Source organism: Citrobacter sp. Colony219, from assembly GCF_019382635.1.
GTDB lineage: Bacteria > Pseudomonadota > Gammaproteobacteria > Enterobacterales > Enterobacteriaceae > Citrobacter > Citrobacter youngae.
In genome coordinates this window covers 3,593,829-3,619,909 of sequence record NZ_CP080033.1, presented here as the reverse complement: position 1 = coordinate 3,619,909, position 26,081 = coordinate 3,593,829, and the positions used below count along the sequence as shown (strand labels likewise).

General features: G+C 51.0%; 20 protein-coding genes and 1 pseudogene. 10 read left to right on the top strand and 11 right to left on the bottom strand.

Annotated features, from left to right (window positions below; translation table 11 throughout):
• Nucleotides 1-48: 48 nt before the first annotated feature.
• The gene (locus tag JTI85_RS16245; RefSeq protein WP_219351746.1) at nucleotides 49-1,083 is read left to right on the top strand and encodes a Gfo/Idh/MocA family oxidoreductase; all 1,035 of its coding nucleotides are present in this window, start codon (nucleotides 49-51) and stop codon (nucleotides 1,081-1,083) included.
• A 52-nt stretch (nucleotides 1,084-1,135) separates the two neighbouring features.
• The gene (locus JTI85_RS16240) at nucleotides 1,136-1,351 is read left to right on the top strand and encodes a zinc ribbon domain-containing protein (RefSeq protein ID WP_048210932.1); all 216 of its coding nucleotides are present in this window, start codon (nucleotides 1,136-1,138) and stop codon (nucleotides 1,349-1,351) included.
• Here JTI85_RS16240 and xseA read toward each other — a convergent pair.
• Nucleotides 1,348-2,721, bottom strand: coding sequence for an exodeoxyribonuclease VII large subunit (xseA, locus tag JTI85_RS16235; RefSeq protein ID WP_219351744.1), 1,374 nt, complete (start codon nucleotides 2,719-2,721; stop codon nucleotides 1,348-1,350). The two genes, JTI85_RS16240 and xseA, sit on opposite strands and share 4 nt — an antisense overlap.
• Before the next feature lie 160 nt (nucleotides 2,722-2,881).
• Here xseA and guaB point away from each other — a divergent pair, with 160 nt between their 5' ends.
• Together guaB and guaA are read left to right on the top strand one after the other, a co-directional pair.
• Nucleotides 2,882-4,348, top strand: coding sequence for an IMP dehydrogenase (gene guaB / locus JTI85_RS16230; RefSeq protein ID WP_048210934.1), 1,467 nt, complete (start codon nucleotides 2,882-2,884; stop codon nucleotides 4,346-4,348).
• Between the two features lie 63 nt (nucleotides 4,349-4,411).
• A complete protein-coding gene (gene guaA / locus JTI85_RS16225; protein ID WP_048224996.1) occupies nucleotides 4,412-5,989 on the top strand; it encodes a glutamine-hydrolyzing GMP synthase in 1,578 nt (525 codons plus the stop codon).
• Between the two features lie 944 nt (nucleotides 5,990-6,933).
• On the opposite strand, the gene JTI85_RS16220 is transcribed toward guaA, so the two are convergent.
• The 4 genes and pseudogenes from JTI85_RS16220 to JTI85_RS16205 all read right to left on the bottom strand — a co-directional run bounded on the left by JTI85_RS16220 (nucleotide 6,934) and on the right by JTI85_RS16205 (nucleotide 9,952).
• Nucleotides 6,934-8,088 carry a hypothetical protein gene (locus tag JTI85_RS16220; protein WP_061068328.1) on the bottom strand — a complete coding sequence of 385 codons (1,155 nt, stop codon included), beginning with the start codon at nucleotides 8,086-8,088 and terminating at the stop codon, nucleotides 6,934-6,936.
• Between the two features lie 33 nt (nucleotides 8,089-8,121).
• A complete protein-coding gene (locus JTI85_RS16215) occupies nucleotides 8,122-8,790 on the bottom strand; it encodes a hypothetical protein (RefSeq protein ID WP_061068327.1) in 669 nt (222 codons plus the stop codon).
• Nucleotides 8,791-9,025: 235 nt separating this feature from the next.
• Nucleotides 9,026-9,340 (bottom strand): annotated as a pseudogene (locus tag JTI85_RS16210) (mechanosensitive ion channel protein MscS); the annotation flags it as partial.
• A gap of 408 nt (nucleotides 9,341-9,748) precedes the next feature.
• Entirely contained in the window at nucleotides 9,749-9,952 is a 204-nt protein-coding gene (locus JTI85_RS16205; RefSeq protein ID WP_071887371.1) for a YfgG family protein, read from the bottom strand.
• Between the two features lie 366 nt (nucleotides 9,953-10,318).
• Here JTI85_RS16205 and JTI85_RS16200 point away from each other — a divergent pair, with 366 nt between their 5' ends.
• Entirely contained in the window at nucleotides 10,319-12,589 is a 2,271-nt protein-coding gene (locus tag JTI85_RS16200) for a sensor domain-containing phosphodiesterase (RefSeq protein WP_219351743.1), read from the top strand.
• On the opposite strand, the gene ppx is transcribed toward JTI85_RS16200, so the two are convergent.
• From ppx to purM, 4 genes are all read right to left on the bottom strand, one after another.
• On the bottom strand, nucleotides 12,569-14,110 hold the full coding sequence (gene ppx / locus JTI85_RS16195) for an exopolyphosphatase (protein ID WP_061068325.1): 1,542 nt from the start codon (nucleotides 14,108-14,110) through the stop codon (nucleotides 12,569-12,571). The two genes, JTI85_RS16200 and ppx, sit on opposite strands and share 21 nt — an antisense overlap.
• Nucleotides 14,111-14,114: 4 nt before the next feature.
• Nucleotides 14,115-16,181 (bottom strand): polyphosphate kinase 1, encoded by a 2,067-nt coding sequence (ppk1, locus tag JTI85_RS16190; protein WP_101741994.1) that lies wholly within the window; start codon nucleotides 16,179-16,181, stop codon nucleotides 14,115-14,117.
• Between the two features lie 214 nt (nucleotides 16,182-16,395).
• A complete protein-coding gene (gene purN / locus JTI85_RS16185) occupies nucleotides 16,396-17,037 on the bottom strand; it encodes a phosphoribosylglycinamide formyltransferase (protein ID WP_219351742.1) in 642 nt (213 codons plus the stop codon).
• Nucleotides 17,034-18,071 (bottom strand): phosphoribosylformylglycinamidine cyclo-ligase, encoded by a 1,038-nt coding sequence (gene purM, locus JTI85_RS16180; protein WP_003838485.1) that lies wholly within the window; start codon nucleotides 18,069-18,071, stop codon nucleotides 17,034-17,036. The genes purN and purM overlap by 4 nt, the downstream gene beginning before the upstream one ends.
• Before the next feature lie 420 nt (nucleotides 18,072-18,491).
• On the opposite strand from purM, the gene JTI85_RS16175 reads away from it, so the two are divergent.
• The 4 genes from JTI85_RS16175 (at nucleotide 18,492) to JTI85_RS16160 (ending at nucleotide 22,915) form a co-directional block, all read left to right on the top strand.
• On the top strand, nucleotides 18,492-19,922 hold the full coding sequence (locus tag JTI85_RS16175) for a 6-phospho-beta-glucosidase (protein WP_219351740.1): 1,431 nt from the start codon (nucleotides 18,492-18,494) through the stop codon (nucleotides 19,920-19,922).
• 183 nt (nucleotides 19,923-20,105) lie between these two features.
• Nucleotides 20,106-20,732, top strand: coding sequence for a uracil phosphoribosyltransferase (gene upp / locus JTI85_RS16170; RefSeq protein WP_003037929.1), 627 nt, complete (start codon nucleotides 20,106-20,108; stop codon nucleotides 20,730-20,732).
• A 96-nt stretch (nucleotides 20,733-20,828) separates the two neighbouring features.
• Complete coding sequence (uraA, locus tag JTI85_RS16165; RefSeq protein WP_003037932.1) at nucleotides 20,829-22,118, top strand: uracil permease; 1,290 nt, start codon at nucleotides 20,829-20,831, stop codon at nucleotides 22,116-22,118.
• Nucleotides 22,119-22,213: 95 nt separating this feature from the next.
• Entirely contained in the window at nucleotides 22,214-22,915 is a 702-nt protein-coding gene (locus JTI85_RS16160; RefSeq protein WP_211924219.1) for a DnaA inactivator Hda, read from the top strand.
• A 34-nt stretch (nucleotides 22,916-22,949) separates the two neighbouring features.
• Here the strand turns inward: JTI85_RS16160 and arsC are convergent, their stop codons facing one another.
• Together arsC and bepA are read right to left on the bottom strand one after the other, a co-directional pair.
• Nucleotides 22,950-23,309, bottom strand: a complete 360-nt coding sequence (gene arsC / locus JTI85_RS16155) for an arsenate reductase (glutaredoxin) (protein WP_003037937.1) — start codon at nucleotides 23,307-23,309, stop codon at nucleotides 22,950-22,952.
• Nucleotides 23,310-23,321: 12 nt separating this feature from the next.
• Nucleotides 23,322-24,785, bottom strand: a complete 1,464-nt coding sequence (gene bepA, locus JTI85_RS16150) for a beta-barrel assembly-enhancing protease (RefSeq protein ID WP_115601677.1) — start codon at nucleotides 24,783-24,785, stop codon at nucleotides 23,322-23,324.
• 226 nt (nucleotides 24,786-25,011) lie between these two features.
• On the opposite strand from bepA, the gene JTI85_RS16145 reads away from it, so the two are divergent.
• Nucleotides 25,012-26,076, top strand: a complete 1,065-nt coding sequence (locus tag JTI85_RS16145; RefSeq protein ID WP_005121878.1) for an AI-2E family transporter — start codon at nucleotides 25,012-25,014, stop codon at nucleotides 26,074-26,076.
• Nucleotides 26,077-26,081: the final 5 nt, after the last annotated feature.

Here is a 26,081-nt window from a genome sequence, read left to right as displayed (position 1 = left end):
GCCGGGGCAGACGTTATGTCCCGGCCATTTAATTTTCGAGGTAAGAACATGCTGTTTGGGTTTGTTGGACTTGGCGCAGTCGTTGAAACGGCATACTTGCCTGCATTACGTAACATGTTCGGTGATTCACTACGCTGCGTGGGATTTGACGTTCAACCCACAAAACAGCCAGCAGGCGTGACGCGTTGTACGTCGCTCGAAGAGCTGCTTACTCAGCCTCTTGATACCCTGTTTATCACGACCGCATCCCTACATCACCTTGAGGTGCTTGAACAATCCCTGGCCTCTCCCATTGCACGTATCGTGGTTGAAAAACCTATTGTCGCCACGCTTTCCCAAATTGAAAAACTGAAAATGCTGCTGGTTCAACCCGGCGTTGCTGATCGCGTGCTGGCGCTAGACCACTGGATGGCGCGCATCGAAACGGTGAAACGAGGGTTGGTCAGCACTTTTGCCGAGATTGTGAAAATCGAAGGTTTCTTGCAGGAGCCAAGCGGGTTTAACACCGCAGGGGAGCCGATAGCGCTTAACTTTGCCACCGGTGAACCGGACACGCGTGAACTTCGCCACCCGGATGGCGTGATTCTGGATATCGGTACGCACGTGTTAGCAATGCTGCGGGAAACGGTACGGTATCTGGGAGGGAATAATGAGATGGCGCTACGGGTGGTGAGTGCTAAAGACCGTCTGGGGCGTGATATCCCCCAGAGTGACCTGACCACGGCAGAGGGTGAAGCTCATCTTCAGGGGCAGATTAGCGGCATTCCACTGGATATCTGGCTGAATAAGTACGCGGGTGCAACTAGCGGTCAAAAAGGTTTGCGTCTGTATCTGAGCGATGGTCGTATCATCAGTCATGACCGGCGCGGTACAGAAGATGTACTGGAAGTGATTGACGGTGATGCTGTGCGTCGCTGGAAGCTTCCTGGCACGATTTATGCCCATTGTCTGGCGGAACATATTCTGGGGGCGCAAAGTCTGTTTGAACGCAACCCACAGGAGGTGAGGCGCACAACGCAGCGCAGACTGGAGGAGGTTGAACGATTACTCACCTTGCAGCAACAGCTGCGTGGCCCACACTAAGCGTATCGTGGTAAAATTAGCGCAGAGCTGAACGCCCTTTATAGGAGTCACCATGTCAATGAACTGCCCGGAATGTCACGCAGAACTGGAACAGCAAAACGGTGTGGCGCACTGTGAAAACTGCAAAAAAGTTATTCCGTTAGAAGCGCGCTGTCCGGAGTGCCATCTGCCACTGCAAGTGTTAAAAGCCTGCGGCGCAGTGGATTATTTCTGTCAGAACGGCCATGGCCTTATTTCGAAAAAACGCGTGGAGTTTGCGCCGGTTTAATCCGGCTTTTTTTTACGCGTTTTCTTTGCCGCCGTTACGCCTTTCACTTCGCTCTCTACCCAGCCATCTGACAGTCGGGTGGTGAGCACATCACCGGCCTTCACTTGTTTGGTTTGCTTCAGCACTTTGCCGTCTGTCGCGGTAGTGACGCTATAACCACGTGCCAGCGTTGCCAGCGGGCTGACGGCTTCCAGATGCGTGACCGCATTGCCGAAACGCTCGCGCTGCTCGCTTAGCCGCGCGCGGATATTTTCCGCCAGTCGGTATTCCAGTTGCTGAATACGTGTTTGCGCGCGGTGAATACGCGGCTGTGGGGTTTGCTGATTCAGACGCTGCAGCATGCGCTGTTGACGCTGATTTGCCTGTTTAATCTTATTCTCAAGTGCGACGTTCATTCTCTGACTTAGTCGTTCCAGCACGGTCTGCTGACGGGCCAGACGCAGCTGCGGATGCTGCTGTTGCAAGCGGTGATTAAGCTGGGTAAATCGGCGAGTTCGGTTGGCGAGATAGTAATCCATCGCCATTTCCAGACGTTGCTGACCCTGCTGAATTTGACGCAGCAGTTCAAGCTGATTGCGGCTGACAATTTCGGCCGCCGCAGATGGCGTTGGCGCGCGCAGATCGCCGACGAAGTCAGCGATGGTCACATCGGTTTCATGGCCGACGGCGCTGACGACTGGAATCCGGCTGGCAAAGATCGCCCGCGCTACCCGTTCGTCGTTAAAGCTCCATAAATCTTCCAGCGAACCGCCGCCGCGCCCGACGATTAATACGTCACACTCGCCCCGCGCGTTCGCCAGCGCAATGGCGCGCACAATCTGTCCCGGCGCATCGTCGCCCTGGACGGCGGTTGGGTAGATAATCACGGGCAGGGAAGGGTCACGACGCTTCAGCACGTGGAGAATATCATGCAGCGCGGCGCCGGTTTTCGAGGTGATGACCCCAACGCAGTGCGCAGGTGAGGGGAGCGGCTGTTTGAACTGTTGGTCAAAGAGGCCTTCGGCCTGGAGCTTCGCCTTCAGTTGCTCGTATTTCTGCTGCAACAACCCTTCGCCAGCTGGCTGCATGCTCTCGACGATTATCTGGTAGTCCCCACGCGGCTCATACAATGTAATGTTGGCGCGTACCAGTACCTGCTGCCCGTGCTGTGGGCGGAACGTTACCCGGCGGTTGCTGTTGCGAAACATCGCGCAGCGAACCTGAGCGGTGTCATCTTTGAGCGTGAAGTACCAATGACCCGAGGACGGCTGAGTGAAATTGGAGATTTCACCGCTGATCCACACTTGCCCCATTTCTTGCTCAAGCAGCAAACGAACCGTCTGATTCAGGCGGCTTACGGTAAAAATTGAGGTGGTCTGAGAGGATAACATGTGAGCGGGATCAAATTCTAAATCAGCAGGTTATTCAGTCGAAAGTAACATGCTCACAGAGGAGCGCAAGGTTTTTTTGCAAAAAAGTGTGGATGCAATCGGTTACGCTCTGTATAATGCCGCGGCAATATTTAATAACCTCCCAGGTGAGATATTGCCCATGCTACGTATCGCAAAAGAAGCCCTGACGTTTGACGACGTCCTCCTCGTTCCCGCTCATTCTACCGTTCTGCCGAATACTGCTGACCTCAGCACCCAGTTGACGAAAACCATTCGCCTGAACATTCCTATGCTCTCCGCAGCAATGGACACCGTGACGGAAGCGCGCCTGGCAATTGCCCTGGCCCAGGAAGGCGGCATCGGTTTTATCCACAAAAACATGTCCATCGAGCGCCAGGCCGAAGAAGTTAAACGTGTGAAAAAACACGAATCTGGCGTGGTGACCGACCCGCAGACCGTTCTGCCAACCACCACGCTGCGCGAAGTGAAAGAACTGACCGAGCGTAACGGTTTTGCAGGCTACCCGGTTGTGACTGAAGATAACGAACTGGTCGGCATCATCACCGGTCGTGACGTACGTTTTGTGACCGATCTCAGCCAGCCAGTGAGCGTTTACATGACGCCGAAAGAGCGTCTGGTGACCGTTCGCGAAGGCGAAGCGCGCGATGTCGTGTTTGCCAAAATGCACGAAAAACGCGTTGAGAAGGCGCTGGTTGTTGATGACAGCTTCCACCTGCTCGGCATGATCACGGTTAAAGATTTCCAGAAAGCGGAACGTAAACCTAACGCCTGTAAAGACGAGCATGGTCGTCTGCGCGTTGGCGCTGCTGTCGGTGCGGGTGCAGGTAACGAAGAGCGCGTTGATGCGCTGGTTGCCGCGGGCGTTGACGTACTGCTGATTGACTCCTCTCATGGTCACTCTGAAGGCGTACTGCAGCGTATTCGTGAAACTCGCGCTAAATATCCTGATCTGCAGATTATTGGCGGTAACGTGGCAACTGGCGCTGGCGCTCGCGCACTGGCGGAAGCCGGCTGCAGCGCGGTGAAAGTCGGTATCGGCCCAGGCTCCATCTGTACTACCCGTATCGTTACCGGCGTAGGTGTACCGCAGATCACCGCTGTTTCTGACGCGGTTGCAGCGCTGGAAGGCACCGGCATTCCGGTTATCGCCGATGGTGGTATTCGTTTCTCCGGCGACATCGCGAAAGCGATTGCTGCAGGTGCTGCTGCAGTCATGGTTGGCTCCATGCTGGCGGGTACCGAAGAATCCCCGGGTGAAATCGAACTGTACCAGGGCCGTTCTTACAAATCATACCGCGGTATGGGCTCTCTGGGCGCGATGTCCAAAGGCTCCTCCGACCGTTACTTCCAGAGCGATAACGCCGCCGACAAACTGGTCCCGGAAGGTATCGAAGGCCGCGTAGCGTATAAAGGTCGCCTGAAAGAGATCATTCACCAGCAGATGGGCGGGCTGCGCTCCTGTATGGGGCTGACCGGCTGTGGTACTATCGACGCGCTGCGTACTCAGGCTGAATTTGTCCGTATCAGCGGTGCGGGTATCCAGGAAAGTCACGTTCATGATGTGACCATCACCAAAGAGTCCCCTAACTACCGCATGGGCTCCTGATAAGTTTCCGCGCCCGGCTCTGTGCCGGGCGAATTTGTTTCACTTGCCTCGGAATTAGCGTCAATGACAGACAATATTCATAAACATCGCATTCTCATCCTCGATTTCGGATCGCAGTACACTCAGCTGGTCGCACGCCGCGTACGTGAGCTGGGCGTCTACTGTGAACTGTGGGCATGGGATGTTACGGAAGCACAAATTCGCGAATTCAACCCAAGCGGTATTATTCTTTCCGGTGGTCCGGAAAGTACCACCGAAGCAAACAGCCCGCGTGCGCCAGAGTACGTGTTCAATGCCGGCGTGCCGGTGTTCGGCGTTTGCTACGGCATGCAGACCATGGCAATGCAGCTCGGTGGCCATGTTGAAGGGTCTAACGAACGTGAATTCGGCTATGCGCAGGTAGAGGTTCAGACTGACAGCGCGCTTGTCCGCGGTATTGAAGACTCCCTGACCGCCGACGGCAAACCTCTGCTGGACGTATGGATGAGTCACGGCGATAAAGTGACTGCCATTCCGGAAGGTTTCGTGACTGTTGCCAGCACTGACAGCTGCCCGTTTGCTATCATGGCGCACGAAGAAAAACGCTTCTACGGCGTGCAGTTCCACCCGGAAGTTACCCACACCCGTCAGGGCATGCGCATGCTGGAGCGTTTTGTGCGCGACATCTGCCAGTGTGAAGCGCTTTGGACGCCGGCAAAAATTATCGATGACGCCGTTGCCCGCATTCGTGAGCAGGTTGGCAATGATAAAGTTATCCTCGGTCTGTCCGGTGGCGTTGACTCCTCTGTGACTGCGATGCTGCTGCACCGTGCAATCGGAAAAAACCTGACCTGCGTGTTCGTCGACAACGGTCTGCTGCGCCTGAACGAAGCCCAGCAGGTAATGGATATGTTTGGTGACCATTTCGGCCTGAACATCGTTCACGTTGAAGGCGAACAGCGTTTCCTCGACGCGCTGAAAGGCGAGAACGATCCTGAAGCGAAACGTAAGATCATCGGCCGCGTATTCGTTGAAGTGTTCGACGAAGAAGCGCTGAAACTGGAAGACGTTAAATGGCTGGCGCAGGGCACTATCTATCCGGACGTGATTGAATCCGCGGCTTCCGCCACCGGTAAAGCGCACGTTATCAAATCTCACCACAACGTCGGCGGCCTGCCGAAAGAGATGAAGATGGGTCTGGTTGAACCGTTGCGTGAACTGTTCAAAGACGAAGTGCGTAAGATTGGTCTGGAGCTGGGCCTGCCGTACGACATGCTGTACCGTCACCCGTTCCCGGGCCCGGGTCTGGGTGTTCGCGTACTGGGCGAAGTGAAGAAAGAGTACTGCGACCTGCTGCGTCGTGCGGATGCTATCTTCATCGAAGAACTGCACAAAGCCGACCTGTACAACAAAGTCAGCCAGGCGTTCACCGTGTTCCTGCCGGTACGTTCCGTTGGTGTGATGGGCGATGGCCGTAAGTACGACTGGGTTGTTTCCCTGCGTGCAGTAGAAACCATCGACTTTATGACCGCGCACTGGGCGCACCTGCCGTATGACTTCTTAGGCCGCGTGTCTAACCGCATCATTAACGAAGTTAACGGTATCTCCCGCGTGGTGTATGACATCAGCGGTAAGCCGCCGGCTACCATTGAGTGGGAATAAGCCGATAACCCTTTCTGAGTTTTCATGAACAGGTAAAAATGCAATCAACCCTCTGTTTTTACAGAGGGTTTTTATTTATGTGTATTCATGAATTTTCTATGTGGCCGTATCGCCCACCGGACCTCGCTTGCTGCGAAGAAACGTGATGGTAAAATCTGATCAGAAATGCGGAAACTTTCACAAATTTTACCTTCAATAATATGCGACGAATGGTCTGCATTTTATTGCATGAGGCTGGGGATCCATCAGGCTGGGCAGAAAAGTGCCTCGCGCATGAGCAAAAAGGGTTAAGGGAATCTTGTTGAAATGTTTGCGCTTTCTGTTTCATCAACGCCTAAGTTTAAGCTGAGGTAGCCAAAATTCAGGAGGTATGAGTTGGCATTCCCAATGCTTCCCATTCTGCCCCTCTGTTAGTGCGTAGTGCCCATGTTCTTGGGAAAGATAAAGTTTTATTGATAGCCGTTCGTGCAGCATCCCAAGTCGAGTCATAAAGAAAATCATTTAATAATAATGAATATCCATATTGATTACTTCTGGGAGTCCATGCTCTGCTTATTATTTGAACAAGGTCTTGCGCTCCAAATATTGCATATGAATCCGATGTTGAACTATCTTTTGCTGAAATCCACAATAGTCTTTCGCCGGGAAACAATGTTTCTCTTCAGTTAATAAAACCATTTTGGGCAAAATATTCACGGTTAAGGAATGGGATAGGATTAAAAGTTGAATAAGGATCGTTATTACTAAAACTGGATATATTCTTGCAGAATTTATAGCGTATGTTTCAAGTTGATCGCCATTAGAATGGGATTGCCAAATATCAATAATTTGTGGATATCACCGCCAGCACGCCTTCATCCTCTTGGTTGGCGAGATGCCGCTGCTCCAGCCGCGACATCTCGTATTGTATAGCCAATTCTTGACGTTTAGTTAGCGTCGGTATGCTAACGCAAAAAGCGACCTCTCAGCACCTTATTATCCACAATCTCTAACAATACCTGCGGTGATTGGGCTGCCTGGATGCGTTCGCCGAGTTGTGTAAGTAAAACGTTATCAGTATTAAGTAGGCTATCCGTTTGATTTAGCTTGCGTTCTACCTGTAAGGCATTTGCCTGGGTGCTGCTTGTTCGTTCAAATAATGGCTTCATCTTGCTTAGATGATGGGCGACTTTACGTTTTATTTTTTCCCATTGCTGAAATATGCCGTTGCTGGCATTCAGTTCTTTTAAATATAATTCGCTTGTCAGGACAAACTCTTGGTTGCCGTCATGCTTGATGAACAGGATGAGATTAGCAACTAACAAACATTGCATACCCGTCAGATACTCACGCTGCAACCGTTCAACATTGCTGATTTTCAGTTTGAGCGCTTCCCGGAGATCGTCAGATCCAAACCAACTGGTCGGTTCAAATTGTTCAATTTCTCGATATGCCTGAGTGATATCCTTTTCAAGATGCTTAACCTGCGAGCGCACTTCCTGCGCGCTTTTGGCGAGGTTCAGTAGTGACTCTTTGGTGATAATTTCATTACGGCTCAGTAATAAACCAATAATATTGAGATGTTCATGGAAAGTCTGGATATTCGCGAGGCGCGATTGTTCAAGATGGCCTTTAATCGAATCGATCTTTTGTTCGATGATCCGCAGTCTCTCATTAATATCGGCAAGATGTTTTTGGGCCAGAAGTTGTGACGCGATATTAAAAACCAGGCTGGCATTGACCAGCGACTTCAGATTTTCAGCTTCGTGAAATCGGGCTTGTGCGCCAATTTTGTTGGTGTCTGGATTAAGTACCGCACCGATTGCTCCGCTGCCATCTTTCGCCTGTACCAGTTGGCTGTATTCGAAAGAACAGGTCATTAATTGTGTCGCGTTACCTGCAATGGCAGTGGCGACGGTGGGGACGCTACTGAGCCAGTGATTAAAGAGTGAAATGCTGCTGGGATCCAGTTCCGTCTGTGAGTCCTGTTGCGCAAGATCTTGCCAGTATCCAGGCTGGCTGTGTATTTTCACCAGGGCATTATTTTGCGCGTCGACGATGTCCACTTCGAAGGCCGCTTCTTGCTCAGGTATCTGATTGTTATTCGCTAAAGTTGACATAGGGTGAATTCTGCTCGATTAGTTACGGTATTTTTACTGCGCTATTTTGGGCGAGTGAAGCATGTTGAGCATCGCGATATGAGCAATGAACGGAATTGTCACCCGGTATGCCTCCCCAAGCGTTTGGTTAGCAAGGCTGACCGTACTGACGATAGCAGTGACGGGATGTAAGCGGAGCGCGGTAAATGCCGCTACGCTTGCCGCAGCTGACAGGCCGATAACAACCCCTTTATCGTTTATGCGCAGATTATCCTGCATCTTGAAAAAACCGGAGATAACTTTCGTTTCTGTGCAGCGCTCCCAACGTTCATGATCGGCTAATGACTGCCAGTCATCACCAAACAAACTTAGGACGATTTCCCGTTCTTTTGTGACGTTATTTTTTTTCTTGCTGTCTTTGCCATTGAGCTTTTTATGAACATCGGTTAATAACTCAGAATAAGGCAATGGCTCACTGCGGAAAATATTAACGAGCGAGTGTCCGCCATATTCCTGCAATTCATGTAGCAGATGCCGCAGCCCACGCTCGCTGTAGTCCCGTTCTGCCTTCTCTTCGAGTAGTAAGTCCTTAACGGACGATGATAATGCTACCCGGCCTTTACCGTTGTCTGTCAGAACGTCGACCAGATAGTCAATGTGATTGAGGGAGGTTTTTTTCAGTAACGACAGGATATGTGGGTCACATTTGACCGGTTGTTCCATTTTTATGGATTCCTTCATCATGAATAAAGCATAGAAAACGATAGAGAGTATTGTACAGATATGTTGGGGAGGGGGGAGGTTGTTTTTTGTAGCCTGTAATGTGAGACATGGAAACATGTAACGATGATGATATTTACGGTTTCTTTTTTAGCATTTAATTTTTAAATTTTATCTAAGGATGGGTGTTTAAGCGATTAGTCAACGCTAATGCGGCCCAGCAGAGGGAATAAATATTTTAATCGACAATCTGCAGGTGAGGCTGTGATTGTGATGGGGCGTTTTGAGCACGGCTATCCATCTGCGGATAGGGCAAGTCGATATGGTTGACATCCATCGCTTCTTTGATGTTTTCCAGCAGATCGTAATAGGTATTCCAGTATTCGCCGTTACGCACCCAAACGCGAACATAGAAGTTAAGCGATGAGGCGGCAAGTTCGCCCAGATGCACGGTCACACCGCGACTCCGATCAACGCGTTCATCCTGCTCGATGATATGCGTAATGACGCGTTTCACTTCCGCAATCCGACTCTGGTAGCCTATGCCAATGATGGCGATAATGAATTTTTGGGAAAAAATGAAAAACTACTCATAGTATTATCCTGTTTGTGTTCAAAAATGGTAACGATTCAAATAAATATTTAATTTTCATGCAAAACATTGATGTATACGTCAGTGATATATGCTGGCGATATTAATTAGCGTCTGTTTGAACTGTATTTGTCTTTTTTATGTCCAGTAAACAAGAACGTAAAAATGAGCGCGAATGGTGAGGTGAAGTGGGATTAAAAGATTGTGCATTTGTGCGAAAAACACGGTCTTTTATCCGATAACTTAGTGCGTGTGGTGGGTAAGACAGCGTATTGTTTCATCGCTCAAATCCCTTACCGGATGGTTAAATGTCAGGCGATTAGCCATCCGGTAAGGAATCTTAAGACAGGGGATCACAGATACGAGCGTTCAGCGTTCGTCAGTTTGAGCAGGAGAAGTCTGTTGCGGCAAGGTGGTCTGCTGGGATTCTTTCTTGTCCTGGTGGTGGTGCCACGCACCGATAGCAGAGTAGACGAAGCGTCCGAAGAAGAAGATGAAGCTGATAAGCAGTACGATCCGGATCATGCGACTGTTAAATCGGTGTCGTTTGCGTAGGCTGGTAACCTGGCTCACAAAAGGTTCCTTAAAGTGTACCCAACCAGTGGGCGATACTTACATTAAGGCACACTAAGAGGGAATGGTCAATTCTTCGTTATGTAAAATTGCATCAACGGTTTTATCCACTTATGTTATGGAAACTAATATTATTATTTGCATTAATAATGAATAAACGATCATAAATAAAGAAAAAGGTAATAATTGATTAATGGGGGATATTTTTTTTGACATATATCAAACCCCGTCGGTTATCCGTAACTAAAATTGATGAGTCATTGTGATGTGTATTACATCATAGTTTTAAAGTCAGGTGGGATGCCTGTCTGAATGCCCTTCACAGAAAATACCCCTACATGATGTGAGGGATTCTACTGAGCATCTATGAAACTCAATAAAAACTATATAAATATTAGAGATAAATGGTGGGCGCTGCCCCTCATCTTACCATCTTTACTGTTGCCGTTATTGAGCACTGCCAATACCTACGCACATATTAGTACCGGTACAGTCATCCTTTTTTACCTGCCTTTAGCGCTGATGATTAGCTTGATGTTGTTTTTTAGTTGGGCGGCACTGCCAGGAATAATCATTGCTATCGGTTGGTACAAATATCCGCAGGTTGGGTTATTTGAAACGCTGTCAATTATTACGCACTTTATAGTTACAGTGGTGCTTAGTTGGGGCGGATATAAAGTTTTTGCTCCCCGGAGAAACAACGTGGCGCACGGCGACTCCCATCTGATGTTTCAGCGAATATTTTGGCAGGTTTTCTGTCCGGCAACGCTATTCCTGATTCTCTTCCAGTTCGCTGCGTTTGTTGGTGTATACGAGAGCAAATCAGGTATGGTGGGCGTCATGCCCTTTAATACCGGAACGTTGATCAACTACCAGGCTATGCTGGTAGGGAACCTTGTTGGTATACCTCTATGCTATTTTATCATCCGAACCATTCGAAACCCGCTGCATATACGGGGCTATTTTGCGCAATTAAAGCAGCAATTTGACACCAAAGTAACGCGAACAGAGTTTGCTGTCTGGTTGATAATATTGACTTTATTGATGGCTCTGTTGTGTATGCCGTTAAATGAACAGAGTTCGATATTCAGCACAAATTATACCTTGTCTCTGTTACTGCCCGTCATGTTATGGGGCGCAATGCGTTACGGTTACCGATTTATTTCAATGATATGGACAGTCGTGTTGATAACTGCCATTCATTATTATCAGCGCTATATGCCCTGGTATTCGGGTTACGATACACAACTTGCAATTACCTCTTCGAGTTACCTCGTTTTTTCTTTCATCGTAAATTACATTGCCGTGCTGGCAACGCGTCAGCGATTTGTCACCCGACGCACACATCGTCTGGCATATTTTGATCCGATGGTGCATTTGCCAAACCTGCGGGCATTGAACCGAACGCTGAAAAAAGCGCCATGGTCAGTGCTCTGTTTTCTGCGTATACCGGGCATGGAACTGTTGGTGAAAAACTACGGTATTATGTTGCGTATCCAGTATAAGCAAAAACTCTCACATTGGATAGCGCCGTTGCTGGAACAAGATGAATATGTTTTTCAATTATCCGGTAATGATTTAATACTGCGTTTTAATACTGAGTCACATCAGCAGCGTATTGAAGCGCTGGACAAACATATCAGGCAATTCCGTTTTGTCTGGGATGGCATGCCCCTGCAACCGCAGGTTGGGATCAGTTTTTGCTATGTTCGCTCACCCGTTAACCACATTTATCTGTTACTGGGGGAGTTAAGCACCATCGCCGAGCTCTCGCTGGCAACCAATATGCCGGAGAGTTTGCAGCGACGTGGCGTAATGCACCTGCAGCGGGATCTGAAAGATAAAGTGGCAATGATGAATCGTTTGCAGCAGGCACTGGAGCATGATCGCTTCTTCCTGATGGCACAGCCGATTTCTGGCGTACGCGGCGATATTTATCATGAAATCCTGCTGCGTCTTCAGGGCGATGAAGGTGAAACGATTGCTCCTGATAATTTCTTACCGGTAGCCCATGAGTTTGGCTTGTCATCCAGCATTGATCTGTGGGTCATTGAAAATACGCTGAAATTTATGGCGCAGAATCGGGAGAAAATGCCCGCTCATCGGTTTGCCATTAACTTGTCACCCACGTCGATATGTCGCGCCCGACTTCCGCATGACATCAACCAGCTACTGGTTAAGTACAAGGTTGAAGCGTGGCAGTTGATTTTTGAAGTCACGGAAAGCAACGCCTTAACCAATGCGGAACAGGCACAGGCAACGTTACTGCAGCTGCAATCATTGGGCTGTCAGATTGCAATCGATGATTTTGGTACCGGCTATGCCAGCTATGCGCGGTTGAAAAATGTGAGTGCCGACATCCTGAAGATTGACGGAAGCTTTATCCGTAACATTGTCTCAAATAGTCTCGACTACCAAATCGTGGCCTCGATTTGTCACCTGGCGCGGATGAAAAAAATGTTGGTGGTCGCGGAGTATGTTGAAAGCGAAGAAATACGCAGTGCGGTGATTTCTCTGGGGATTGATTATTTGCAGGGCTATCTGATAGGTGAGCCGCGACCGCTGCATAAAACTCTGGAAGAACAGGTGCCAGTCACGCTGGCACCTGTCGATCACTCACGCAGCGATATCGGGTGAGTTTTCTTCCTCAATTTTAAGGCACCAGCCTGTGACGGCTTCCCAGTATTGCTGCTCTTTTTCCAGATCGAGCAGCACCAGCGCGTTCTGGCTAAACCAGTCGTGCGGGAAGCGTAGCGTCCAGTGGTTATCGTCGGTAATCAACGTGAGCGTCGGCGGCGTAGTGGTTGCCTGGCGCTGGTTGTTGAGCAATACCCCAAGTCGCAACAGCTGAATTAGCGGCAGGAACTGCTTTTTCTTGAACAGCGTAAAGCGGGGTAAATCATCCAGCTTAACCGCTTTACGATGATAGCGAACCAGGGTCGCCATCATCAGCTGTTGCTCCTGGTTGAAACCTGGCAGGTCGCTGTTTTGCAGAATATAAGCCGAGTGGCGATGCAGTCCGCTGTGGTTAATGTTCAGCCCAACCTCATGCAGCATCGCTGCCCAGCGCAGTAACGCTTCCAGTTGAGGATTGGCCAGTTTGGGCTGTTGTGTATGCCACTGGTCGTACATTTGCATGGTCGTTTCCAGCACGCGCCGGGCCTGTTCGCTGTCGATGTTGTACTGGTTTGCCAGGCTGCTGGCGGTACGGCTGCGAACGTCCTGGTGGCGAAAACGGCCTTCCATCTCATACAGTACACCTTCACGCAGCGCGCCATCGGAAAGCCGGAGTTCACGAATAGCGAGGGCATCAAAAACACCGCACAGTATTGCCAGACCGGGAACAAAAACCGCCTTTCGTTCTTCTGACAGCCCCGGCATGCTGAGTGCCTCAAATGACGCATGCTTCAGGACTTCTGTTGTCAGCTTGTCCAGACGTTCAGGGGTGATAAAACCATCTTTCTCACCCATTTCCAGCAGCACTTCATGGGCTGCTTTGATGGTGCCTGAAGCTCCCAGTGCAACGTTCCAGCCCTGGATTCGAAATTGCCAGGTGAGCGTTTCCAGTTTTTGCGCTGCCGCCATACGGGCGCGCTGGAAGTTTTCCCGGCTGATCGCACCACCCGGAAAGTACATCTGGGCAAAACTGACGCAACCCATACGGCGGCTTTCGACCAGTTTAGGCTCGAAATCTTCGCCGATCACCAGTTCTGTTGAGCCGCCGCCGATATCGATAACCAGCTTGCGACCTTTTTCCGGCTGGGTGTGCTCCACGCCCATAAAAATCAGTCGGGCTTCTTCGTTACCGGAAATAATCTCAATCGGGTAGGGGATGACTTTTTCCGCTCGCTTGAGAAAATCTGGCGCATTCAGCGCCTGACGCAAAGTATGGGTTCCCACGATGCATACGCTTGACGGGGGAAAGCCTTGCAGACGTTCGGCGAACAGCGACAGGCAGCTTAATCCGCGTTCCATCGCTTCTTCGCTTAGCTTGTTATCCGCGCCAAGGCCGTCCGCCAGATGTACGCGTTGTTTCAGTCGCCCGATAATTTGCATTGCGCCATCAACCACGCGGGCAATGACCATATGGAAACTGTTTGAACCAAGGTCGACCGCAGCAAATTCCTGCGGTCGTGGAGACTTGTCGTGTATTGGCATAGAGTTAGTCAGGTTGCTCGAGTGATTTGATGTAGTCGTAAATCGCTAATTGTGACTGAACCTTACGGCGGTTTCCGCGCGGTACGTAGCGATTACTCAGTTCTTTATCAATAAAGCGGGCTTTCACCGTGTCGCTGAACAGGATATCGATAATATCCAGCACGCGCTGCTTAAGGCGTGGGTCAAGAAGCGGTGTGGCAACTTCAATTCGATAATCGATGTTCCTGGTCATCCAGTCAGCAGAGGAGAGATACACCTGCTTATCGCCCCCGTTCTCGAAGATATAGACCCGGTCATGTTCGAGATAGCGGTCAACAATGCTGATGACGCGAATATTGTCACTGATGCCTTCCAGATTCGGGATCAGTGAGCACATACCGCGGATCAATAAATTAACGGGAACACCTGAACATGAAGCCGCATACAGGCGGTCAACCAGCCCTTTATCGACCAGATTATTCAGCTTCAGGGTAATGCCAGAAGGCAACCCTTGCTGTGCATTAGCGATCTCTTTGTCGATCATGCTGTACAGCAGGCGCCGTGAGTTCTGCGGGGAGACCAGCAGATAATCGAACGTTACCGGGCGATACGGGTTTTCGATGAAGTTAAACACCCGACGGACTTCGTTGGTAATGCGTGAATCGGCGGTCAGCAACGAGTAGTCGGTATACAGACGCGCTGTTTTTTCGTTGAAGTTCCCGGTGCCGATATGTGCATAGCGCACGACGTCATCGCCTTCTTTACGCGAAATCAGGAACAGTTTGGCGTGAATTTTCAGGCCTGGTGCGGAGAAGATGACGTGAACGCCCGCTTCGGTCAAACGCTTGGCCCAATGAATGTTGGCTTCTTCATCAAAGCGCGCCTGCAGTTCCACCACCACGGTCACTTTTTTACCGTTATGCGCAGCATGGATCATCGAGTCGATGATGCGCGAATCTTTTGCCACACGGTAAATGTTGATTTTTATCGCCAGTACACTCGGGTCGAATGAGGCCTGGCGCAGCAGTTCAAGAACGTGTTCAAAGGTGTGATACGGATAATAAAGCAACACATCGCGTTCACGTACGGCATCAAAGCCGTTACGAAACTTCTCTTTATCGAACCAGATATGGCGCAGACGCGGCAGGGGTTTGTTCACCAGGTTAGCTTTGCCAACGTTGGGAAAGTTAATAAAGTCTTTGAAGTTATGATAACGCCCGCCGGGGACAATGGAGTCGTAGCGAGAGATCGTCAGCTTTTCACGCAGTACTTCAACCAGCGCATTGGGCATATCGCGCTGATAAACAAAACGTACAGGCTCTGCGGTCAGACGCTGTTTCAGGCTGGATGACATCAGTTCCATCAGGCTCGATTCCATCTCGTGCACCAAATCGTATTCGGCATCACGGGTCATTTTCATCGAATAGGCGTTCAGCGCATCGTAATCAAAGAAACCTTTGAAAATGTCGTCAAGGCAGTAACGTAAGATGTTGTCCAGCAGGATCATCGGTTTGCGGCGACGCGGGGTTTCCGGCGGCAGATTCACAAAACGGGGAACCTTGTCAGAAGGGATTTCCAGCAACGCGTAGCGGATTGTATCGCCGCGGATAATTTCCACCGCCAGATAGGTGTAGTCATCTTTCAGAAACTGGACTAAATCCGTCTCGCGGTTAATCAGGATCGGCGTAATGTGCTGACGCAGATATTGCTTGAAGTAGTGGCGTAACCAGCTCTGTTGATTGGCTGATAGCTGACGTTCGTTGATGAGGAAAATCTGGTTGCGCGCCATCTCCAGCAGCAGCTCGTTGTACAGGCCGTCAAATTCCTGATCGGCTTTTAATACCCGAGCCTGGATTTTGCCTAACAGATGGCGGGAGTGAGAGTTTGAACCCTGTTCTTCGCTAATAATGATTCGGCGCTTCAGTTCGGCAAAACGCACCTTGTAAAATTCGTCGAGGTTGTTGGAATAGATGCCTAAGAAACGCATCCGTTCGATCAACGGGTTTGACTTATCAGCAGCTTCCTGGAGTACGCGTTCGTTGAACGCTAACCAGCTAAGTTCTTTCTCGATGTATAGCTTTTCCTGACCCATTACCACTTTTACTCCGTTTCATTCACGGGACACTACCGGTTAATTATGGCGAGCATTGCTCTCAGATGTCCAACTGTGCCAGAAAAATATGACAATAAACCGTCTGATAGCAAAGAGAAAGGGGGAGCGTAGATGAATACCAGTGGTATTAACCGGAAAAGGTAGTTATGCCTGTAGACCGGAGGGTGAGATCCGGTTTACAGGTTGGATTTTATTATTCGTCGGCGGCGTAGCCTTGTGGCGGCAGACGAACGCCATCCAGCCATGCAGCGTTATCACGCATCTTCAGACGGCCATCGGTAAACCAGCTTACCACCAACGGGTAAATGGTATGTTCCTGGGCCTGAACCCGCGCCGTGACGTCATCTTCGCTATCGCCTTCAAATACCGGAACCTTGGCCTGGAGAATAACCGGTCCGCCGTCCAGTTCATCGGTGACGAAGTGGACGGAAGTTCCATGCTCTTCATCGCCATTTTCCAGCACCTGACGGTGCGTATGCAGGCCTGGATACTTCGGTAATAAAGACGGGTGGATATTCAGCAATCGCTCAGAATAGTGCGCGACAAACGCCGGGCTGAGGATGCGCATATAACCGGCCAGCACCACGAAATCGGGCGCCCAGGCGTCAATTTCCTGAATCAGCTGGCGGTCGAAGGCTTCGCGACTGGCAAACTGGGCGGCTTCCAGCGAGTACGCTGGAATATTCGCTTCGCGTGCGCGTTCAAGGCCGAACGCATCGGCCTTGTTACTGAATACTGCACGTATGGTGCCATTGATTTTTTTCTGTTCACAGGCGTCGATTATCGCCTGCAAATTGCTTCCGTTACCGGAAATGAGCACCACAATGTTTTTCATTCAATGACCACACGCTGTTCGGAATCAGAAGCTTTGATGATACCGATTTTCCATGCGTTTTCACCTTTCTCATTGAGCAAAGCCAGGGCTTTGTCCACTTCCGGAGCTGGCAGGGCGATAACCATGCCTACGCCGCAGTTAAAGGTGCGATACATCTCATGCTGGCTGACGTTACCTGCCGTTTGCAGCCAGTTGAAGACGGCTGGCCACTGCCATGAAGACTCGTCGATCACGGCCTGCGTGTTGTCTGGCAGAACGCGAGGAATATTTTCCCAGAAGCCGCCGCCAGTCAGGTGCGCGATGGCATGCACATCAACCTTCTCGATCAGTTCCAGAATGGATTTTACGTAAATGCGGGTCGGAGCCAGCAAGTGATCGGCCAGCGACTTGCCTTCAAGCTCGGTGGTTTCCGGGTCACAACCGCTGACTTCAACGATTTTACGCACCAGAGAGTAACCGTTGGAGTGTGGACCGCTGGAGCCGAGCGCAATCAGTACGTCGCCGTCAGCCACTTTAGAACCGTCGATAATTTCTGATTTTTCGACGACGCCAACGCAGAAACCTGCCACGTCGTAATCTTCGCCGTGGTACATCCCCGGCATTTCTGCCGTTTCCCCACCGACCAGCGCACAGCCAGACTGCAGGCAGCCTTCGGCAATCCCGTTAATGACGCTGGCTGCGGTGTCCACATCCAGTTTGCCGGTTGCATAGTAGTCGAGGAAGAACAGCGGCTCAGCGCCCTGAACCACGAGGTCGTTGACGCACATTGCGACGAGGTCAATGCCGATAGTGTCGTGGCGTTTCAGATCCATCGCCAGACGCAGTTTTGTACCAACACCATCAGTGCCGGAAACCAGTACCGGTTCACGATATTTTTGCGGCAATGCGCACAGCGCACCGAAGCCACCCAGACCACCCATAACTTCCGGACGACGCGTTTTCTTTACTACGCCTTTGATTCGATCAACCAGAGCATTACCTGCATCAATATCAACACCGGCATCTTTGTAGCTAAGAGAGGTTTTATCGGTCACTGCCTGCTTCCCCACATGTTTACTTGCAGTAAAAGTTAAATTCGGCGCAATTCTAACAGGGAAAGCAAACGTTTGCGAGCCTGCTCTGCATCAAGTTTTATCTGCTGGTTTTTTCAGCATTTTACAATCATTTATCTATTTGTTTGAACTGCGCCACGAAAATGAAACCGGGTACAGTCTTGTGCTTGAAACCTGCCAGCCGAATGCACAGTATCATACTGAAACCGGTTTCAGTTTTCTGTTGCGGAGCTCATTTATACCCTAAATAATTCGAGTTGCAGGAAGGCGGCGACGCAGCGAATCTCCAGGAGCGTACATAAGTACGTGACTGGAGTGAGCGAGAAAAGCCAACGCACATGCAGCTTGAAGTATGACGGGTATAGAGCGTTTTGCGCAGACTCATCACGATAGGGGAAGGGGATGTCAGGATTTAAAGCAGATTTCATGTGGGGTGGCGCTGTTGCCGCTCATCAACTGGAAGGTGGCTGGCAGGAGGGCGGTAAAGGCATTAGCGTTGCTGATGTCATGACGGCGGGGGCGCACGGCGTGGCGCGTGAAATTACTGACGGTGTGATTGCCGGTAAAAACTACCCTAACCACGATGCCATCGATTTTTATCATCGCTATAAAGACGACATAAAGCTGTTTGCCGAAATGGGGTTTAAATGCTTTCGTACTTCTATTGCCTGGACGCGGATTTTCCCTTTAGGTGATGAAGCGCAACCTAATGAAGCTGGCCTGCAGTTCTATGATGACCTGTTTGACGAATGCCTGAAATATGGCATTGAGCCGGTGATTACGTTGTCGCACTTCGAGATGCCCTACCATCTGGTGACGGAATACGGCGGTTGGCGCAACCGTAAGCTTATCGACTTTTTTGTCCGTTTTGCCCGGGTGGTTTTCACTCGTTACCAGCACAAAGTGAAGTACTGGATGACGTTTAATGAGATTAACAATCAGGCAAATTATCACGAAGACTTCGCGCCCTTTACTAACTCTGGCCTGAAATATCTGCCTGGTGAAGACCGCGAGCCGGTCATGTATCAGGCGGCGCATTACGAGCTGGTGGCAAGCGCGCTGGCGGTGAAGCTTGCACGTGAAATTAACCCGGCGCTGCAAATTGGCTGCATGATTGCGATGTGCCCAATTTATCCGCTGACCTGTGCGCCGAACGACATGATGATGGCGATGAACGCTATGCACCGGCGTTACTGGTTTACTGACGTCCATGTGCGCGGCAAATACCCGCAGCATCTTCTCAATTACTTTGCCCGTCGTGGCTTTGAACTGGATATCACCGAGGAAGACCGTCAGGCGCTGACCGAGGGCTGTATTGATTACATTGGTTTTAGCTACTATATGTCTTTCGCGACGCAGGCCACGGCAGATAATCCACAGCTGGATTACGACGAGTCGAAAAGCCTGGTTTCCAACCCGTATGTGCAGAAATCGGACTGGGGCTGGCAGATTGATCCGGTTGGCCTGCGCTATTCGCTGAACTGGTTCTGGGATCATTATCAGTTGCCGCTGTTTATTGTAGAAAATGGCTTTGGCGCGATTGACGTGCAGCAGGCTGACGGCTCGGTGGATGATTCCTATCGTATTGACTATATGGCCGCACATATCCGCGAAATGAAAAAAGCGGTGGTGGAAGATGGCGTGGATCTGATGGGCTATACCCCGTGGGGTTGTATTGATTTAGTCTCAGCCGGGACGGGGGAGATGAAAAAACGCTACGGCTTTATCTATGTTGATAAAAATAATGACGGGAGTGGGACATTAGCACGCTCGCCGAAGAAATCTTTTTCCTGGTATAGAAACGTCATCCAGATCAATGCTGAAAATCTATAAAATTCATAATGTTGATAATAAGCTCCGCACTCAACGCGGGGCTTGTTTTATACTCATCGTCCAGACGCAAACGATTTTGGTTGATCCATATCAAGCGTATGCAGTGTTGCGCCAGAGACGAAAAGCGGTATAATCCGGCGATTTTTTTTGTGGTTGCCACTCGTCTGAGGAAAGGAGAAGAGTATGAAGATCGTGGAAGTCAAACACCCACTCGTCAAACACAAGCTGGGACTGATGCGTGAAAACGACATCAGCACTAAACGCTTTCGTGAACTCGCCTCGGAAGTTGGCAGCCTGCTGACTTATGAAGCAACCGCCGGTCTGGAAACCGAAAAGGTGACCATTGAAGGCTGGAACGGTCCGGTTGAAGTTGACCAAATCAAAGGTAAAAAAATCACCGTTGTGCCAATCCTGCGTGCGGGCCTGGGCATGATGGAAGGCGTTCTGGAAAACGTTCCGAGCGCGCGTATCAGCGTGGTGGGGATGTACCGTAATGAAGAGACGCTGGAGCCGGTTCCGTACTTCCAGAAGCTGGTTTCTAACATCGATGAGCGTATGGCGCTGATCGTTGACCCGATGCTGGCAACCGGCGGTTCCGTTATCGCGACCATCGACCTGCTGAAAAAAGCAGGCTGCAGCAGCATTAAAGTCCTGGTGCTGGTTGCGGCGCCGGAAGGTATCGCGGCGCTGGAAAAAGCGCACCCGGATGTTGAGCTGTACACTGCCTCCATCGATCAGGGACTGAACGAGCACGGATACATTATTCCGGGGCTCGGCGATGCCGGCGATAAGATTTTTGGTACCAAGTAAACGAATAAGTGAAAAGAAGCCGACTTTAAGAGTCGGCTTTTTTTTGAATAAAACAACCCAATCGCTAATAACAAACAACACTCAGAGGAAAACACTATGACGCGCCGTGCTATCGGGGTGAGTGAAAGACCGCCGCTTTTACAGACAATCCCGCTTAGTTTGCAGCACCTGTTCGCCATGTTTGGCGCAACGGTACTGGTGCCAGTCCTGTTTCATATCAACCCAGCTACCGTTCTGCTGTTTAACGGCATTGGTACGTTACTGTATCTCTTTATTTGTAAAGGAAAAATTCCGGCTTACCTCGGTTCAAGCTTTGCGTTCATTTCCCCGGTTCTGCTGCTGCTGCCGCTAGGGTATGAAGTGGCGCTGGGCGGTTTCATTATGTGTGGCATCCTGTTCTGCCTGGTTTCGTTCATCGTTAAGAAAGCCGGTACTGGCTGGCTGGATGTGATGTTCCCGCCTGCGGCGATGGGCGCAATCGTTGCCGTCATCGGTCTGGAGCTGGCGGGTGTCGCTGCGGGTATGGCGGGATTACTGCCTGCTGAAGGACAAGCGCCAGACTCAACAACCATCATCATCTCAATGGTGACGCTGGCGGTGACGGTATTTGGTTCCGTACTGTTCCGTGGCTTTATGGCGATTATCCCGATTTTGATTGGGGTGCTGGCCGGGTACGCGCTCTCCTTTGTGATGGGCGTCGTGGACACTACGCCGATAGCGCAGGCCCACTGGTTTGCTCTGCCAACGTTTTACACGCCGCGCTTTGAATGGGTCGCTATTCTGACCATTCTGCCTGCGGCGCTGGTGGTTATTGCTGAACACGTCGGCCACCTGGTGGTAACGGCGAATATCGTGAAAAAAGATTTGATTCGCGATCCTGGCCTGCATCGTTCTATGTTTGCTAACGGCCTGTCGACGGTGATCTCCGGCTTCTTCGGTTCGACGCCTAACACCACCTACGGCGAAAACATCGGCGTCATGGCGATTACCCGCGTTTACAGTACCTGGGTTATTGGCGGCGCGGCGATTTTCGCCATTCTGCTCTCCTGCGTGGGTAAACTGGCTGCGGCGATCCAAATTATTCCACTGCCGGTCATGGGCGGTGTATCTCTGCTGCTGTACGGCGTGATTGGCGCTTCCGGTATTCGCGTACTGATCGAGTCAAAAGTTGACTACAACAAAGCACAGAACCTGATCCTGACCTCGGTCATTTTGATCATCGGCGTCAGCGGCGCGAAAGTTCACATTGGTGCTGCTGAGCTGAAAGGCATGGCGCTGGCGACCATTGTGGGTGTCTGTCTGAGCCTGATTTTCAAAGTTATCAGCCTGCTGCGTCCGGAAGAAGTGGTGCTCGACGCCAAAGATGCCGACACTGAGCAACAGTAAACCTTTGACCGGGCGGCGATGCTGCCCGGTTCTATCGCGACGCATTTCTGTGTTAAACTCAACGCGATTTTATGAAATCCTGGGTTGAGGTATCTCTGAACACACCGGCACAGCTCTCTTTGCCACTTTATCTTCCTGACGACGAAACTTTCGCAAGTTTCTGGCCGGGGGATAACTCCTCTTTACTGGCTGCACTGCAAAACGTGCTGCGTCAGGAACATAGCGGGTATATTTATCTTTGGTCGCGTGAAGGCGCTGGCCGTAGCCATTTGCTGCATGCAGCCTGTGCGGAACTGTCCGCGCGCGGCGATGCGGTAGGCTATGTGCCGCTCGACAAACGCACCTGGTTCGTCCCCGAGGTGCTCGACGGGATGGAGCATTTATCGCTGGTCTGCATCGACAACATCGAATGTGTGGCCGGTGATTCGCTGTGGGAAATGGCGATCTTTGATCTCTACAACCGTATCCTGGAGTCGGGGAAAACACGCCTGCTGATCACCGGCGATCGCCCGCCAAGACAGCTAAATCTGGGATTGCCGGATCTCGCCTCGCGTCTGGACTGGGGACAAATCTACAAGCTACAGCCGCTTTCTGATGAAGATAAACTGCAGGCGTTGCAATTACGCGCCAGGCTACGTGGGTTTGAACTGCCGGAAGATGTGGGACGCTTCCTGCTTAAGCGTCTGGATCGGGAAATGCGTACGCTGTTTATGACGCTGGATCAGCTTGATCACGCATCGATCACCGCCCAGCGAAAGCTGACGATCCCCTTCGTAAAAGAAATTCTGAAGCTGTAAGCGCCGCAGCCGAAAAACTGCGGCAGTCTTAAGATTAACCGACGATTTCCAGTACCTGCTCCGGCGGGCGTCCAATTCGAGCCTGACCTTTGGCAACTACGATCGGGCGCTCCATCAGTTTCGGGTTTTCCACCATTGCCTGAATCAGCGCATCTTCACTCAGGTTTTTGTCCGCAAGGTTAAGCGACTTATAGAGATCTTCTTTCTGGCGCATCAGCTCACGCGCGCTGGACATACCCAGCATCTGCAGAAGTTCACGCAGAGTCGCGGCGTCAGCCGGGGTTTCCAGATACAGCACCACTTCCGGGTCCACGCCGTTGGACTTCAGTAATTCCAGCGTTTCACGGCTCTTGGAGCAGCGTGGGTTATGGTAGATTTTAATCGCGTCTGACATTTTTCTTTCCTGTTACATCTTGGTGTACGGTTTAAAGCGCTCTTGCAGCTGGCGTAGCTGGTCGATACGGGCATCGTATCTGGCCTGCTGCTGGCTGCCCAGTTTCACCTGAGAGCTTGCGCTGCTGAGCATTGAAATCGCCTGATCCAGACGTCCGGCGAGGGCATACCCTTCCGCCCGCGCCGCCAGCTCCTGATCGCGGTTGTTCAGGTTGGCTTCCGTTTGCGCTAACAAATCCCAGCCGTTAGGGTCGTCCTTATGGTTAAACGTATAGCGATTCAGGATGGTCGCCGCCTCTTTGGCTTGTCCACCCTGTAAATACGCATTCGCCAGGTTGAGCTGAAGGACCGGGTTAGTGCGCAGGTCGCGGGCGTTTTTCAGGCGGTTAATGGCATCACTGGTTTTCTTCTGGCCGAGATCAATATCCGTTGCCAGGTCGAGATACCAGGCATTGTTAGCATCCGCCGCGAGCAGCGGCTGTAGCGCTTTACGTGCTTCGTCATATTTGCTGGCTTCCATCGCCTGCAATGCCCGGCCATACTGGGCTGCACGTTGTTCACGTACGTTGCCTTTCGACCAGTTATCCAGTAGATCGCTGGTTAACTGGTTGCGGCCTGAATTGTACATGCCCAAGGTTCGCGCCTTGGCCAGATAAAAATCTTCCGACGACTGGACGACCACCGGACGCATCTGGTTGGCGCGGTTACGGGCATCCGCCAGACGGCTTTCAGGCAGGGGGTGAGTCAGCAAAATTTCCGGCGGACGCGAAGAGTAACGAGCCTGATCGAGCAGTTTTTCGAGGAACGTTGGCATGGCCTGAGGATCAAAGCCCGAACGTTGCAGTACCTGAATACCGATGCGGTCTGCTTCCTGTTCATTTTGTTGCGTAAAGCTAATCATCCCCTGGCGAGTACCCGCCAGCGTACCGGTTAACGCCGCCATCCCTGCCTGCGGGCTGGCCATTGCTAATAAAATCGAGCCTAATGCGCCAACCCATGTCAGCGGTGCGCTGCGTTTCTGATCTTCCATCGCGCGCGCCAGGTGGCGCTGCGTGACGTGGGAGATTTCGTGCGCCATGACCGATGCTAACTGGCTTTCGTTATCGGAATAGCGGAATAGCGCGGAGTGCAAAACAACGTTGCCGCCAAAGAAAGCAAAGGCGTTGATTTCATCGTTGTTAATCAAAAAGAAGGTGAAGGGCGTTTTTACCGAGTCGGCGTGCGAAACCAGACGCATACCCAGAGAATTAATGTATTGGGTCAGCAGTGGATCGTTAATTAATGGCGCACTGCCGCGCAACTGGCGTACGTAATAATCGCCCATCTGCATTTCCTGTCCTATGGAAAGCGTACTCCCTGCCGAGGTTCCCATATCAGGCAGGGTGTCCGCGGTGTCTGCAAATGCGGGCGCGACCTGACCGATGGTCAGTGCGGCAATGAGGGTAGCAACCAGGTTTTTTTTCAACTGCCTGAACATAACCTCTGTCCTGTATTCTTTTTTGAGATAGCCATTTGACCAATGCCGTGAAGTATCGTTCACACTCCGCAAGCTTAGGGAGTGTAACTGTGAAACCTGACGATGAACACCCAGGAAAAATGTCTTTTCACTTTGCGTAATCAGTCATAAAAAGCGAAGTCTTTTTTGTGACATTTCGATACAATTCGGGATCGCAATCCCGCTATTGAGGTTCAGGGAAGGTTTTATGCTCGAAATGTTGACGCAATGGTATCGCCGCCGCTTTAGCGACCCAGAGGCTATTGCCTTGCTGATTATTCTGGTTGCCGGTTTTGGCATCCTGTTCTTCTTTAGTGGTCTGTTGGCGCCGCTGCTGGTCGCGATTGTGCTGGCTTATCTGCTGGAATGGCCTACCGCCCGGCTGGAAAATATCGGTTGCTCGCGGCGCTGGGCGACGTCAATTGTGCTGGTGGTGTTTGTCGGTATTTTACTGCTGATGGCGTTTGTGGTAATGCCTGTTGCATGGCAGCAAGGCATCTATCTGATACGCGATATGCCTGGCATGCTCAACAAGTTGTCTGACTTTGCCGCCACCTTACCGCGACGTTATCCGGCGCTGATGGATGCGGGCATCATTGATGCGATGGCGGAAAATATGCGCTCGCGAATGCTCACCATGGGCGATTCAGTGGTGAAATATTCGCTGGCTTCTCTGGTTGGGTTGTTGACGCTGGCGGTCTATCTGGTGCTTGTCCCACTGATGGTATTCTTTTTGGTGAAGGATAAAAGCCAGATGTTGAATGCTGTGCGCCGGGTGCTGCCGCGAAATCGTGGACTGGCAGGACAGGTCTGGAAAGAAATGAACCAGCAAATCACCAACTATATCCGCGGTAAAGTACTGGAGATGGTGGTGGTCGGTGTTGCAACCTGGCTGGGTTTCCTGATGTTTGGCCTTAACTACTCTCTGCTGCTGGCGGTGCTGGTGGGGTTCTCTGTGCTGATCCCGTATATCGGCGCGTTTGTGGTGACGATTCCGGTTGTTGGTGTGGCGCTGTTTCAGTTCGGTCTCGGTACCGAGTTCTGGAGCTGTTTCGCCGTGTACCTGATAATCCAGGCGTTGGACGGCAATCTGCTGGTTCCCGTACTCTTCTCCGAAGCCGTAAATTTGCATCCGCTGGTCATTATTCTCTCAGTCGTAATATTCGGCGGCCTGTGGGGATTCTGGGGCGTTTTCTTTGCCATTCCGCTGGCGACGCTAATCAAAGCCGTGGTGCATGCCTGGCCGGATGGTCAGACGGTTGACGATCGCTAATCTGT